Genomic DNA, 14,799 nt, shown 5'->3' with positions numbered 1-14,799 from the left:
TCCTTACATATATTCAACAAAATACCGTTTATACCTGTTCGTGACATAAATACCAATCAGCAAAATCAAAAAAGTAACGCTGAAGAAATAAATTCCCCACCAAGGATGGTCTAAAATTCCACCTCGAGAAAGTAACGCATCTCGAAATCCTTCAATGACATATACAAACGGATTGAGATGAAGTATTTTCGTTAGGAGTGAATCTGGATGTGTAGATACATCAATCACGACACCTGAAATAAAAAATAAAAGCCGTAAAGTCGAACTAATAATTAACTGATAATCTCGGAAAAATATCACGACAACGGCATTTAACGTAGACACCGATAGCAATAACAACAACATCGCGAAGAAATAATAAATGAGTTGCAGCCAAGATACTGTTGGGAAATTCCCCGTTCCAATGAAGAGACACAGAAACAAACCGAACATTGAAAAAAAGCTAGTCAGTCCCTTCACGATCGATATCGTCGGCAAAATCTCCACTGGAAACTTCGTCTTTGAAATTAAATTCAAATTCGAGCTAATCGAGTTGGCACCAGCGTTAATACTAGAACTCATATAAAACCAAGGAATGACACCAATCAACATCCAATATACATACGGGACATCCGAGTTCACCATATTCTGTCCACCCAAACGCAAACCGAAAATTAAATAATAAATCACAATTTGAATAGTGGGGCTCAAGAATTCCCAAAACAAGCCGAGAAAATGGTTTTGATGCGCCGATTTCTTATCAAAACGAGCAACACGTATAATTTTACTAGTACTGTATAATTGCACGCGACACCAGTTAACTAAAATGTTCAAACTTACACCTCATTTTTTTCTTGTAGCATATCCTTCACGTTATTTAACAGGAAATCTGGGAAATACAGCCCAGTATCACTATGTTCCAAGTAATCCGCTAAATCTAACGTATAGGCAATATCTTTCTGATCGAATTTTTTAAAGAGTGGCATCAAGTGTTCCGTGTAATGAAAATCACCTTTTCCAACATGAAAATATAGATCTGGAAATGTCCCATTCATATCGACCTGATTCAAAATTAAGCCATTCCAAAACGCCATCCCGTACTGCCTGTCATCTCCCAGAATGCGGTCAAAACGTTCTCGCATTGAACTAGAAGTAGCACGCCGCTGTAAATAATTAGCGATAAACACTTGTGGGGCACCGATAATCGCTTTTCCGTAATGGTACTTCATGCTGTAATAAAGCGCCGCTGCTCCACCTTTACTCGAACCAGTAGCAATAATATTTTTTGGCATGATGTTGCACTGATTAGCTATCGTCGCAACCAGACTCACCACACTTCGCTCAAAATCATACGAACCACCAAATCCAACATAATAGCAAAATTGATCCTGATACGAATCTAAAATAAATAATTTATGCGCATCCACAGATTCCAGCGTCCGAATATGATTGTACACCGGCGCGCCACCCTTGAATTCCGTCGAATAGAGCCCTGAAAAAGATAAAATGAGATGATCCGATTTTGTTTTTGCTGGTTGGAATAAATACTTCACAGGCGTATCACCATAAAAGATTTTTTCATTCGGAAATTCCGATTCCAGTACTTTATCATTGCGCAAATCCAGATGTAGCTTTGTCGACAATTCCTTGAAAAAAAGATTTTGCTCCTTCCGTATAAACAGGCGAATCTGATACGTGCCGCTATATATCGGTCGAAACAAAACGCTACTTTCTTGCGTCAACTCCTCATACCACTGCTTTTTTATAATATGACCATTTTGATAAATATAATAAGCAAATTCACAGCCCCACAAAGAACCTTTTGTAGAAAACGGAAGCTGGATTGTCTGATTTTTATAAACTAGGTCGTTCATCTCGATTTTCATATATCTATATCCTCATTTCTATCACTCTTTTAGTAGTCGAACGGAAGGATTAATCGTAATTGCTTGCTGATTCGTGCGGTTTTCACTCTGCTCAATTAAATCCTCTAATACGCCAAATATAAACGGGGTATACTGATTAACTAAACGCGTGTGCCGCTCATCACTGCGATTTAAAAACAGTTCACTCGCGATCCCTTTTTCCGCTAAAAATTGCCGATACTTCACGAGTGCTTCAAACTGAATATCCATCGTTCCTGTATAAAAATACAACTTCTTCTGCTGATAGTTAGCATACAATTCATCTGAAAACAAAAAGTTATCTACTTTTTTTTCAAACCGTTTATCCTTACCGAAAAACAAGCTCTTTTCATTCGGGCAAAGTTTATTGATAAACCGAGAAACGTGAATTTGCGGAATAAGCGAAAACACATCTGTAATGAGTGGATTCATAGCGCCGTATATCAAAGCTCCGGTTCCACCCTTACTCGAACCAAAAGCGATGACTCGTTTATAATGATGCTTTTGAATGAAAGCCGTCAGTTCCTCGTTAAAGCGTTGGTGAATCAGCTTGCCATGATCGATGAAATACCAACCATAGACGCTAGAAAAATGATCTTTGATGAAAAAATAATCTGCTTTTGGAACACGTTGCGCGAATTTCATCCACGTATACCGTTCATGCATCGCAGCGACTTCCTGTTGCGTTATTTTTCCACTATAAATATCTGGTATCGCGTCGTTCAATGGCTTGGCCGCGTTCTGAAAAACTAGAACTAGCGTGTCACTCCCGTTTAGAAGGTGTTTTCCATGTAACATCCGTTCATGCTCCTTTTCATATCAATATTCGACAATGTTGGTTTTTTGGATTCGTTCACTCGTTTGCGTGATAACTTGGCCGGTTTTCGTATTTTTCATAAATACTTTGACGCGATATTCACCAGGTTCTAGGATTTCTAGTTGATACGTATCGAATTTCTTATACGCGGATTTGGCAATTGCCTCCGAGTTGCCAGCCTTATAGACATAAAAAGCATACGCGGCGCTTTCCTCAAATCCCGCTGCTATCACTTTTACTTGTAAATAGTTTTTCGTGAAAAAAACCTCTATATTTTGAATTAATTCCTGTTTTAACATCAGTATCGTCTTGTCCTTTCTACTTGCATGAAGTAATACTCTCACTGACTAAATTCTCTATTTCATGAACAATACGCTCTCGATCAAATTTATACTTGGCAAACTGCTTCCGTTCCAGTACCTCTTTTGTGGTAAATGTATGTTCCGCCACTGCATCTCGAGCTACTTCCAGTGAATCCACGATATATTTTTCAGGATAAACGGTATCTGCACCTTTCCAGTTACGAATAATTGGTACGGCGCCACTTGCCATCGCTTCTGAGACAGAAACGTGTGAGCCTTCATAATCACTCGGCGAAAGTAGATAACCAACCGTGCTCATCCACTCATTTACATCGTCGCCATGCGGTTCGAAAATCACGTTATCTCGCCAAGGCGCCTGCTCGATTCGTGCAAAAATCGCCTCATAATACTCCCGTTCTTTCTCGCGTGCCATCAACCAAGCCACATCTTTCGGGTGTTTACTTTTGATAGTTAGCTGGTAACGCCTATCCTGTTTCCATAACTGCTCTAACAAATCCACAGCCAAATCTACCCGTTTACGCGCCGGAAGAATACCACAAATACCCAATCTAAACTCTTTCCCATCCTTTTTAGGAAGATCAAACTTCTCCGCATCCAGCAAATTATCAATATACACCATCTTATAGCGTGGAATTTTAAAAATACGGTGAAATTCTTCGAGCATATAAGGCGTAATCACGATAATTTTATCAATCTGCGCGACATCCATTAGACGCGGGAACTTCAAATCCTTCTCCTGAAAATGCATGCGCACAATCAACGTCTGGTGGCTCTGCTTATGCTTGGAATACCAAACCGCATTCCCAAGTCCCCACTCACAAAAAACAATATCCGCCCATTCCGCACAAGCCAAACTATGCTTTTCATCATGTTTTTCATGCGCTTTCCACGTATCTAATCTCACGTCAAAACCTGGATGCGCCTCAAAATGTTCGATAATCATCTTAGCAAATTTCAAATCATGACCCGCAAAAACGATTCTTTTTTTCCGCTTTTCAAACGACCAGATAAACTCTTTAAGTCGCGTATAAGCCGCTTGGAATGTAAAGTATTGGCTCGCCTCAAACATCATCGTAGCGGCTGTCAAATAAAGATTCGCATCACTTAAAACAGCTTGCGTTTTTTGAATGAAATCTTCTTCCGTATCAACAAAAAGCGGATAATCCTTGCCTAATAAATCCTCATGCATCTTGGTTCTTCTCACCAATGCCGGTTTCCCTAATCTTCCATATTCCAGCAACTTACTCGACAGTTCGACACTATCATCATTATCAAGCGTTGCGCTACGCCAACTAATCCCGATATCTGCCTCTTCAATCAATTCCTGACATCTCTCGCGCGAAACCGCCCCAACCCAATCGATGGCCGCCTCTTCTTTAAAAGCCGCTTTAATACGTAACTGCGCATCCTTTTCCCGCAATCGCTCTTGGAATTTATCCCCAACAATTTGCGTATGAATACGAGCATCCGACGCAGCTAATTTTTTCGTTGCCGAGATAATTTCCTCTGTATACCAGTCCTCATGAAATTTCCCACTATAAATTAAACGATGATGCTTATTACGAAAACTTGGAACTCCCTCCGATTCTGGAACCATCGGGTACAACAATTGAATTTTTTCACCATCCACATGAATCAACGCTTTGAAAGCTTCTTTCGTTTCCTTCGTCTGCAAAAACAGGTGGTCAAAATGATCATATACGCGCTTCAAATCCACCCGTTCTGCTTCCGTTGAGCGCCCATCATGTTTGAAATCAGTCAGATAAGGAACCGTAATATGGCGAAACTCCTCATACTTCATCACTTCTCGCACCAAGTCAAAACCGCGCACAATCACAAGGTCATAAGCATCCTCTCGGTGTAACTTCGACATAATATTCACGGCTTCCTCCACGTTCAAACGCGCACCTTGAAATAACATAGTCGAAAAAGCTTCAAACGGTTGAATAAGACGGAGGTTGGCTTTGTTTTTTAAAGCGGTTGTCAATCTGTCGTTCTGCTCTTTTGCTTTCAGTAATAAATCTACTTGAATATGCTTATTCAGGCTCAAAACAGGGGCAATCGATGTTAACCAAACAGCTGATCCATCCATAAAATTCAAATCAATGTCTCCGTACAAAAGAATCCGTAATTTGCTCATTGCGTTATCTTCCTCCTAAATTTCAACGTGGTGAAGCCATTCTTCTCCCACATGTGTTCCGTTTTCAATAAAATTATACTTATCTGCGCTAAACATTTTCGCCCCTTGATTCATGTAAGGCGATAAATCAGCACCGTGCATAAACTCAACAAGCAGAGCCTTCACATTTTTGCGGAAAGGATAATTGGTTTTTAGAATCGACCGCGTGGACCGAAGACTTGTCACAAAACGATATTCATTCTCCATATACCGTTCCTCACATTGCTCAGCATCTTTCTCGTAATAGCTACCTTTTCCAATAAAATCAGCATCCGTATACACAGAAGCAAGCATCAAATCTTTCAAATAATGACGCCCATAAAAGTGATTCTGATTCCAAAATGTTATAAAATCGGAATCGATAAAATCCGTCAACTGCTTATAATTTTGCATATAATCCAGCAAGAAAATGCTCACCGTTTCGCTTTGATACGTGTTAATAATATGATTAAAGTCCTTAAAATCATCAACGCTTCGGGCAAACAGATACAGCTTCTTAGTAAGGTAGCTCTGCTTATTAAATGCCTTAATCACGTTTACCACCGCTTGCTCCGATTGCACAAAGCTAATCACAGACACTTCTGTTTCTGCAAGCTGTATATTTTTCTTCATATTTTCTAACATAAATTGTAAGCGATGCTTATACGTATGCTTGCCATATACTTCGCGAATTCCTTCAAGTGACTTCTTACGATAAAGCTGCTCGTCTTCCGATATTTCCTTCATTTGAGCACGTAAATCTTCCGGTTTTTGAGCAATCATCACGAGGTTTCCGAAGATTTTATCGATGCCCTCCGAGTAACTACTTAAGATTGGAGTCCCTGAAGCCATTCCCTCAAACACGCGGCGGGAGAACATCGTTGGCGAGTGGATAACACTATTGACATTCAACATGAATCGATATCCTTTATACGCCTTGTCGATTTCGCTATACGCCAAACTTCCCTTCACATTCTTCTCAAACTGCTTTGGAAAGCGGAATTCTGGTTCGCTGCGTTCATAGTTTCGATCATAAATAGCCAGATTAAACGCATCACTAATTTCAAGCATTTGATCCATAACTTCGCGTCGCTCTTCATGACGATTCGCGTAATAAGAACCAGCAAAACACACACCGTCTTCGCGCGACTCTGGCAACTGAATCGGATTATGATGTTTCGGCTCAGCAGCAAATGGCAAGGCAAACACATTCCGATGTTTCGCGTGCTTCACATAATCCGGAATACGATTCGCATCCGTCGTGTAAATATAATCAAAGCGTTTCGCAGAATCAATAAACTTATCAAAATGAATCGGATCCTCTTTATTCCAAAAAACAGTAGGAATACCGCGCTCTTTACACCAATCCAGCAAATCAAATAACTCTTGACGATCCTCGTTCGCATAACGCCCAACCTTATATTGCCAAGTGTCGAAATTCCCGTGCCATGCTGACTCCACAAATAAGAAATGCGGCGGGTTTTCCTCTAAAACTTCTTGCCAATTTTCTGGTGTAAACGTGATTAAGTCTACCTCTTCTTTGTAACTCGTCATCGTAAACTCATCAAAAATGCAGGCTACTTTTAATTCGTGGAGATGCTTAATATGTTGGAATGGATCTTGTGATAGTACCCTCGGCGACTGGCTTTTCTTTGGACTAAAAATACGTCGGAAAGCCATTTTCTTAATACGTATGAGCCCTTTTCCAGTAATCTTTAGCGCTAAACGGATATGTTTCGATGTTTGTCCCAACATAATCTGCGCCTCCTTGTTAACATCCACCATGGTTGTCGTCGTCTTTTTTTGTCCATCATATTCTACGATAGCGATTCTGACCGACACGCCTGAATCCACTTCTGCCTCCACATGCACCGCAATTGTTTCCTCTGGCAAAACATCAATTTGGTAACGAGGCATCCTTGTAAATGCGACATTTTCTTCCTTAAACGATGTATAGTTGGAACGTTCATCCGCATTTTTGAAAACTAAATCGCCAGCCTCTTCATATACCTCCAAGCCTTCCTCTTTCACATACCACCATTGATTCACATCTTTTAACTGCTCCTCCGGTAGAAAAACGGGATAAAGGTCGGTCATTAACTCATTCTGAAAACTAGCTATGGTATTGTACACGTGACTTATTTGCTCTTCAAAGTTATTTTTTTTCTTAATTTCCAATATGCCCCAGTCCATTTCATCATTTTAGTATTCATTAATTGATTATGCCGTATTCTCAAACGATCGAGCCGCTCTTTTAAAACAGCTTCCTCTTTCTTAGCCTTGATTAACTGGCTGCTCAACTGCTTCATTTTCTTGATGGATTTCGTGTGTTCCTCGGAAAGTTCTTCGAGTGGTTCTTTTTGTAAAGACAATACTTCGAGTGTTTTCATTTTATAGTCGCTTAATTCTTTTTGTGCTGCTTTTATTTGATTAATCAGGTCCGCTTCGTCTCTAAGTTGTTTGCTAAGTGCTTCGTTTGCTACTTGCCTCTCCTGATTCATTGCTTTCCATTTCGTATTTTCACGTTCTAGTTGCTCGAGTTTTTCTTGTTGGCTCTCTTTTTCATGTATCGCTCGTTTCGTTTCAGCGCGCAGTGATATTTCATTGTGTACATGCTCTTCTACCTGTTCTTTAAGCCGCTCTATTTCCTGTAATGCGACCTCTAATTGTCGCTTGCTTTCTTCTAGTTCAACCAGCTTGCTCGCTTGCTTTTTATAGTATTGTTCTTTCGTCTGCTTGCCTTTCATGACGCTCTACACCTCTATCAGCTTTTGATAAGTTATGCCATTCGTTCTATGTCATTTTTTGAAACTTCTGCTTTTTACGTTCAAAATCGGATTCATTCTCTAATTCACTATAAATTTCTAAAAACAATTTTTTTTCATGTTCCCAATTGTAAATCTCACGCGCCCGGTAACAATTCTGACTATACCGCTCGCGCAACGCAGGATTTGCAAGCAGTTCATTAACCGCAGCCGCGATGGAAGTAGGACTATGAGAATCAACCACAACGCCAACCTCTTCTCCCTTAATAATCCGCCTAATTTCCGGAAAATCGCTACCAATCACAGGAACTCCACTCATCACATATTCAAATAACTTATTCGATGAGGCAGAATAATGATTAAAACACACATTATTTAAAAGTTGAAAGCCAAGATACGCATTTTTCGTATAATATAGTAAATCTTGCAAAGGTACTTTCGGCAAAAATCGGATTTTCTGACCTAATTCTGCATCTAAAACTTGCTTTTCGAGTTCTAACTTAATACGCCCATCACCAATGATGACGACGACTCCCTTTTGAAACATCGGTACTGCCTGTATCAATTTATCCAGCCCTCGACCAACCTGCACGCCACCTTGATAAAGTAAAATCGGTTCATCCTTCGAAATGTGCAACACCTGATGTAAATCAATTCGGTCGCTGCCTTCGATAAATTGGCGATTTGGATAATTATGCACAACTTTCGGATAAAAATGATACTTGTCTTGAATATAGGCCGCTCGCGTTTGGTTTTCATGAATGCACACATCTGTAAATCGGAGGAAAAAACGCTCGCATATGCCATATAAAGGACTGTTATAGCCCGTTCGACTCGTCTGAATTTCATGAGAATCATAAATCAGTTTTTTTCGTCTGAAAACCTTCGCACAAAGAATCGCTTGCGGTAAAGTATTCAAATCATTTGCGTGGTAAAAATCATATTTTTTTCGTAAACCATAGTAAATCATGAGGCTAAAAATCATGCTCCGGCGAACTAACATCTGTGCTTTTGGGAGCATTAAAATCGTTAGTATCGCGCCTATAATAAGCATGAATCGAGGAAAAAACGGGAGGAGAATAAGGAATAACATCCAGAATATAAGAAGGATTATCTTGCTTTGTTTGGCATAATTGACGCGGCGAATCGTAAAGCGCTCTGTTACTTGTTCAAAAAATGACTGGTTCTCCTGCTCCGGGTCATGAATAGCAATTAAATCCACGTGATAGCCTGCTTCTTGTAGCGCCATACACTCTCGCGAAACGCGCGCATCATTCGTAAAGTGATTCCAAACAAATACAGCAACTTTCTTAGACATACGTTCATCCCTCATTCATTTTTCACAATTACTTTTTCAATACGTTTAAAGTTTTCTTGCCAGCTATAGTTTTCTTTCGCAAAAGCTAAGCCATTTCGATGCAATCTCTTTCGCAATTCGTGGTCTTTAATCAAATGACTCAATCCGCGATACATTTCTTGCTCCTTATCATGCCCAAAAATAAATCCAGTTTCCGAAGCATTAATAACCTCTTCACTGTAACCAGAAACCATGCCAATAATCGGCAAGCCAATTCCCATGTAATCAACAATTTTCCCAGGAATCACTGTCTCAAAAACTGGATGCGGAACCAGGCTTACAAAGGCCACATCTGCTTGCGCTAGCTCTTGAAGCACATTCGATCTCGTATCTGGCGGGCTGACATGGATATTTTTCAGTTCTTTTTCCTTCACCGAGTCCACTAATTTTTGATAGTTAGCGCCGTAGCCAATCATCTTAAAACGTACATGCGGATTATCCTGAAAATAGTCCGCCATCCGGATAAAGCTGGCAAGTTCCTGCGCTAAGCCGATATTCCCAGTGTAAATAACAGTCAATGGCTCATTAATCAGCGGTCTTTTTTTAGCACCAAGTTCAAATTCCTCTTCTGTCAGCGAATTAGGCACGAATGTAATCTTATCTGGATCAACGCCATGCTCCACCATATACGTGGAAAAACGCTCGCTATTCACAATGATTTCATCGGCTTTTTTGTAAATCCGCTTTTCCAATCGATACGCGATGTGCAGAAAAATGGGAGACGTGAATTTCCCGACGCCTTTCAATGTTTCTGGCCACAAATCACGAATGTCGACAATCAGTTTGGCTTTCATTTTTCGTTTAGCAATGAGCCCAGCGAGTGCAATAGAAATTGGTGGACTTGATACATAGACGACATCAAAAGACTGCTTTTCCGTTAGGATTCTCCAGATGAATCGGCATAGTGTTTCAAAATAGAGAAGAAATCGTAATATCATGTTTGCTTCATACTTGCTTGTTCTCGTTTTCACCCGAACAATATTGGCATCCTCAAGATCGGCATCCCAGAACTTTTCCTGTTCATACATGTCGCGATTCGGGTATTGCGGCTCCGTCGTGAACAGGGTTGCATCGTAGTCTCGGCGAAACAAACGAAACAGTTGCTTCATTCGATTCGCCGCACTACCTATCTCAGGATAGAAATTTTGTGATATTAATAGTATCTTTTTCATTCATCATCCACATTTCTAATTTTGATCACATGCTATGGCTTATACGGTTACGCCTGCTTTTTCTAGTTTGCTAATTTCCGAAAGCGTGCCTAAATGGAAGTAGTTTTCCATACCAACACAATTTGTTGCAATCTGCTTCGTATCTAAAATAACCATTTCATGCATATTAGCAAAATCATGACTCGTTAAAGCACGGAATTCCGAATGATCCACTAATATTAAAACAAGATCCGCATTCGCTGTCGCTGCTTCCATATCACGCTCCACAAAATCTGCTTCGACGTGAGGATCGTACGCAACTACTTCATACGCTTGCTGTCTTTCTAACTCACGATAAATTTCAAGCGCTGGACTTTCACGGATATCATCAATGTCGCCTTTATATGTCAGGCCAAATACTGCGACTTTCTTACCTTGTATTTTTTCCATTATTGCCATCGTATGTTTCACGACAAAAGCTGGCATCGTAGAATTAATGTGACGCGCACGCTGAATCAAGTACGATTGTTCTGGTGCTGCGGCTGCGATAAAGTATGGATCAACAGCCAAGCAATGTCCGCCAACGCCCGGTCCTGGTAAATGTAAGTTCACGCGAGGATGCTTGTTCGCCATTTCAATAACATCAAGTGCATTAATGCCAAGTTCTGCGGAAATATGCACCAATTCGTTCGCCAATGCAATGTTCACATCACGATACGTGTTTTCCATCAGTTTCGACATTTCAGCAGTAGATGCCGCTGATTCGATTAGTTCACCTTTTACAAAGACGCTATAAATTTCCTTCCCAGCTTGGGTACACGCGGGAGTAACGCCTCCAATAATACGATTGTTGTAGATTAATTCGTGGATAATTTGGCCGGGTAACACGCGTTCTGGGCAATGTACGAGGAATATATCTTGTCCAACGACTAATCCGGTACTCTCGACAAGTGGCAAAATATGATCTTCCGTAGATCGTGGGGCAATAGTGGATTCAATGATAATCGTGTTTCCTTTACGCAAAACTGGCAAAATATTGTTTACCGCTGCGAGCACGTATTTTAGATCACATGATTTTAGATCATCATTTTTGTTAGGCGTGGGAACTGATACGATGAACGCGTCTGCTGCTTCTACATCCAAACCTGCACGGAATCGATTGTTCTGAATCGCCCGATCAAGCTCGTCTTGTAGACCTGGTTCTTCAATGTGAATCTTGCCTGCGTTTAACTCCTGGATTACTTTTTCATTGATATCAATACCTAATACATCTTGTTCATGATTGGCAAACATAATGGCTGTTGGAAGTCCGATATATCCTAATCCCATAACGACTAATTTCAATTGTTACACCCTTCCGGTTTGTTTTTAGTTTGTATTCTTATTTGGCTACTGGAATCACGATGGACCAGCTAGCTTCTTCTTTATCTTTCGGTTTGTATACTAATGTTCCTTCTTTTACGGTGTTCGGTAGTTCAAAATAAGCTTTTCCTTCTAGTTTCGTATTCGGTTTGAACACATCGCCAAAATTGTTACCTTGCGGATAAACTTCATATGTTTTTCCGTCTGATTTTATTTTGAAATCAGCGGCGCCAATGCCTACGTCTGAACTATCATTGTTTAAAAAGGACATTTCGATGCTGACCATGTTTTTATTTTTAGTTGTACTTTCGGTTGTTTTAATTTTGCCGATTTTCATATCAATGTTGTTTACTGTTTTTGTTACGTGTTCTGTAACGGCTGTTTTTGCTTTTTCTTTTGTATCCGTGTCTTTTGTTGTTGCATCATTGCCACATGCTCCTGTGAATACGAGCATGAATACTGCTGCGGCTGCGATTATACCTTTTTTCATCTGTCTAGTACACCTCATTCTTTTTATAAACTAAAGGGGAATAATGTTATTCCCCTTTAATTTTTTATCTTACTGTGTGATTGTTACTGTCGTTGTTGCTATTTGCGTGCTTTTACCATCAAGTCCGATTATTTGTACATCATCTGTTGCTTTAAGGTTTAGTGGCTTGATGTAATACTTGAATGAACCGTCTGCTTGAACAATCGCAATACTAGTTTGAACTGTTCCGTTCACACTTAGTGATACTTTTGTTACGTCCCCTGTTGCTGTACCTGTTAGATAGCTATCACCAACTTTTACTGCATTTGCTACAACTGTTCCTGTCGCTGCATTGATAGTTACTGTTTTGCTATCTAATAGTTTAGCTGCTGAATCATACACGTTTACTTTTACTTCGTCTGTTGCATTTTTGATAATTGAACCTGCGTAATAGTGGATTGTACCGTTAGAAGCTGGAATTTGGCTGTATTTCGTGCCGTTTACTTCTAGTTCTACTTTCGCTACATCACCAGTGTATGTTCCATCAACGTAGTTATCTGTACCAATTTTGAAAGCTTTTGGTGTTACTGTTCCTTCTGTTACAACGTCTGCTGTTTTGCTAACCGCTACAGTTGCTGTGTTTAATACAGCGCCAGTTGCATCATAAGCTGTTGCAATTACAACATCTGCTGGATCTGTGATTAATGATTTAGCGTAGTATTGATAAGGACCAGCTGTCATTGGAATTAACGCTTGTTCTGTACCGTTAACTGTGATTGAGATTTTCGCTACGTCGCCTGTTACGTTACCTTTAACGTAGTCGTCTTCACCGATAACATATGGGCTAGCTGTGATAGTACCATCTGTTGTAGTGATAGCAACTGTTTTCGAGCTTACTAACACGCCTGCTGAGTTATAACCATTAAGTTTTACAACATCTGTTGCAGAAGTGATTTGTGGTTTTGCGTAATACTTGATTGTTCCATCAGCAGCAACGTTGATTTTTTGTAGTTCTGTTCCGTTTACTTCTAGAGAAACTTTCGTTACGTCACCAGTGTATGAACCTGTTACGTAGCTATCTTTACCAAGTTTGTAGCTATTGGCAAGAACTGTTCCTGCTTGACCTTTATCTGTTGTTACTGTAACTGGTTTCGTATCTAATACTTTACCTGTTGCATCGTATGCTGTTACGGATACGATATCGTTAACGTTCTTGATTTTACCTGTTGCATAGTATTGGAATGGTGAACTTGTTACAGTGATTGCTTGTGAAACTACTCCGTTCACTGTGATGCTGATTTTAGCTACATCGCCTGTGAATGTCCCTTTTACATACGAATCTGTTCCTAAGACAAATGCGCTTGGTGTTACAGTTCCAGCAGTTGCTTTGCCAGATTTAACTGTTACAGGAGTTTTTTGTAATACGTTACCTGCTGCGTCAAAACCAATGATGAAGACTTGATCTGTTGGCGCTAGGATATTGTTTTTAGCGTAGTATTGGTAGTTAGCTCCTGATACAGTGATTGTAGTCAATTGCTTGCCATTTACTTCAAGTGCTGCTTTTACTACATCGCCAGTTAGAGCGCCTTTAACGTAGTTGTCAGTACCGATAGTGAATGGATCAGCTGTAATTGTTCCAACTGCCTTCTTAGAAATAGTAACTTTTGTTCTTTGTAGTTCTTTACCAGTAGAATCTAAACCAACGATGTAGACTTGGCTTGCTGGATCTTTGATTTTATCTGATGCGTAATATTGGTAAGTTCCACCTGTCACGTTGATTGTTGCGTATTGTTTACCATCAACGATTAGATATGCTTTTGTAACATCACCAGTTTCAGTACCTTTTACATAACCGTCCGTACCGATAACGAATGGATTAGCTGTAATTGTTCCTGCTGTTGTCGAAACAACTGTAACTGTGATTGTTTTTGTTGTTGTGTTTTTATCTGAATCTGTTACGCTGTATTCCACAGTGTATGTTCCAGCTTTTGTTGTATCTACTGTGTTTGTGATAACTTTGATGCTTGATGTTAAGTTACCGTCTTCTTTATCAGTCGCTGTTACGCCTGTTAATGCGTTGAACGTGTCGCCTACATTGATTGTTTTATCAGTCGCTGTAATTACTGGTTTGTCGTTCGTGTTGACTGTTACTGTGATTGTTTTTGTTGTTTTGTTACCGTCTGAATCTGTTACAGAATACTCAACAGAATATACGCCGGCTTTTGTTGTATCTACTGTGTTTGTTACGACTTTGATGTCTGCTGTTAAGTTACCGTCTTCTTTGTCAGTCGCTGTTACGCCTGTTAATGCGTCGAACGTATCGCCAACTTTGATTGTTTTATCAGTTGCTGTAATCACTGGTTTGTCGTTCGTGTTAACAGTCACTTTGATTGTTTTTGTTGTTTTGTTACCGTCTGAATCTGTTACAGAATACTCAACAGAATATACGCCGGCTTTTGTTGTATCTACTGTGTTTGTTACGACTTTGATGTCTGCTGTTAAGTTACCGTCTTC

12 protein-coding genes are annotated in these 14,799 nt (G+C 40.0%); all 12 read right to left on the bottom strand.

All coding sequences use genetic code 11. The annotated features are described in order from the left end of the window. Window positions 1-3: 3 nt before the first annotated feature. Window positions 4-813 (bottom strand): ABC transporter permease, encoded by an 810-nt coding sequence (locus HPK16_RS03620; RefSeq protein WP_181675656.1) that lies wholly within the window; start codon window positions 811-813, stop codon window positions 4-6. A gap of 2 nt (window positions 814-815) precedes the next feature. Continuing rightward, on the bottom strand, window positions 816-1,865 hold the full coding sequence (locus HPK16_RS03615) for a hypothetical protein (RefSeq protein WP_181675655.1): 1,050 nt from the start codon (window positions 1,863-1,865) through the stop codon (window positions 816-818). A gap of 21 nt (window positions 1,866-1,886) precedes the next feature. Further along, window positions 1,887-2,681 (bottom strand): hypothetical protein, encoded by a 795-nt coding sequence (locus HPK16_RS03610; protein WP_181675654.1) that lies wholly within the window; start codon window positions 2,679-2,681, stop codon window positions 1,887-1,889. Between the two features lie 21 nt (window positions 2,682-2,702). After that, window positions 2,703-2,999, bottom strand: coding sequence for a hypothetical protein (locus HPK16_RS03605; protein WP_181675653.1), 297 nt, complete (start codon window positions 2,997-2,999; stop codon window positions 2,703-2,705). Between the two features lie 19 nt (window positions 3,000-3,018). Continuing rightward, on the bottom strand, window positions 3,019-5,163 hold the full coding sequence (locus HPK16_RS03600) for a glycosyltransferase (RefSeq protein ID WP_181675652.1): 2,145 nt from the start codon (window positions 5,161-5,163) through the stop codon (window positions 3,019-3,021). A 15-nt stretch (window positions 5,164-5,178) separates the two neighbouring features. Next, window positions 5,179-7,359 (bottom strand): CgeB family protein, encoded by a 2,181-nt coding sequence (locus HPK16_RS03595; protein ID WP_181675651.1) that lies wholly within the window; start codon window positions 7,357-7,359, stop codon window positions 5,179-5,181. Continuing rightward, on the bottom strand, window positions 7,320-7,928 hold the full coding sequence (locus tag HPK16_RS03590) for a hypothetical protein (RefSeq protein WP_181675650.1): 609 nt from the start codon (window positions 7,926-7,928) through the stop codon (window positions 7,320-7,322). The genes HPK16_RS03595 and HPK16_RS03590 overlap by 40 nt, the downstream gene beginning before the upstream one ends. Before the next feature lie 46 nt (window positions 7,929-7,974). Next, window positions 7,975-9,264 (bottom strand): glycosyltransferase, encoded by a 1,290-nt coding sequence (locus HPK16_RS03585; protein WP_181675649.1) that lies wholly within the window; start codon window positions 9,262-9,264, stop codon window positions 7,975-7,977. 11 nt (window positions 9,265-9,275) lie between these two features. Further along, the gene (locus HPK16_RS03580; protein ID WP_181675648.1) at window positions 9,276-10,475 is read right to left on the bottom strand and encodes a glycosyltransferase family 4 protein; all 1,200 of its coding nucleotides are present in this window, start codon (window positions 10,473-10,475) and stop codon (window positions 9,276-9,278) included. Between the two features lie 39 nt (window positions 10,476-10,514). Further along, window positions 10,515-11,798: a nucleotide sugar dehydrogenase gene (locus HPK16_RS03575; RefSeq protein ID WP_181675647.1), complete on the bottom strand. Its 1,284-nt coding sequence runs from the start codon at window positions 11,796-11,798 to the stop codon at window positions 10,515-10,517. A 37-nt stretch (window positions 11,799-11,835) separates the two neighbouring features. After that, window positions 11,836-12,306 carry a DUF4352 domain-containing protein gene (locus HPK16_RS03570; RefSeq protein ID WP_181675646.1) on the bottom strand — a complete coding sequence of 157 codons (471 nt, stop codon included), beginning with the start codon at window positions 12,304-12,306 and terminating at the stop codon, window positions 11,836-11,838. Window positions 12,307-12,375: 69 nt separating this feature from the next. Then, window positions 12,376-14,799: immunoglobulin-like domain-containing protein (locus HPK16_RS03565; protein WP_181675645.1), on the bottom strand; the 2,424-nt coding region annotated here is incomplete at its 5' end.

The organism is Paenilisteria rustica, assembly GCF_013820765.1.
Classification (GTDB): Bacteria; Bacillota; Bacilli; order Lactobacillales; family Listeriaceae; genus Listeria_A; species Listeria_A rustica.
The sequence above is the reverse complement of the archived record's forward strand: the minus strand, read 5'-3'. Positions and strand labels throughout refer to the sequence as shown.

Bases quoted from the DNA above. Each gene is read 5' to 3' on its own strand.
- HPK16_RS03570 (WP_181675646.1), bottom strand. From the start codon at position 12,306: ATGAAAAAAGGTATAATCGCAGCCGCAGCAGTATTCATGCTCGTATTC.
- HPK16_RS03600 (WP_181675652.1), bottom strand. From the start codon at position 5,163: ATGAGCAAATTACGGATTCTTTTGTACGGAGACATTGATTTGAATTTT.
- HPK16_RS03610 (WP_181675654.1), bottom strand. From the start codon at position 2,681: ATGTTACATGGAAAACACCTTCTAAACGGGAGTGACACGCTAGTTCTA.
- HPK16_RS03580 (WP_181675648.1), bottom strand. From the start codon at position 10,475: ATGAAAAAGATACTATTAATATCACAAAATTTCTATCCTGAGATAGGT.
- HPK16_RS03605 (WP_181675653.1), bottom strand. From the start codon at position 2,999: ATGTTAAAACAGGAATTAATTCAAAATATAGAGGTTTTTTTCACGAAA.
- HPK16_RS03590 (WP_181675650.1), bottom strand. From the start codon at position 7,928: ATGAAAGGCAAGCAGACGAAAGAACAATACTATAAAAAGCAAGCGAGC.
- HPK16_RS03585 (WP_181675649.1), bottom strand. From the start codon at position 9,264: ATGTCTAAGAAAGTTGCTGTATTTGTTTGGAATCACTTTACGAATGAT.
- HPK16_RS03615 (WP_181675655.1), bottom strand. From the start codon at position 1,865: ATGAAAATCGAGATGAACGACCTAGTTTATAAAAATCAGACAATCCAG.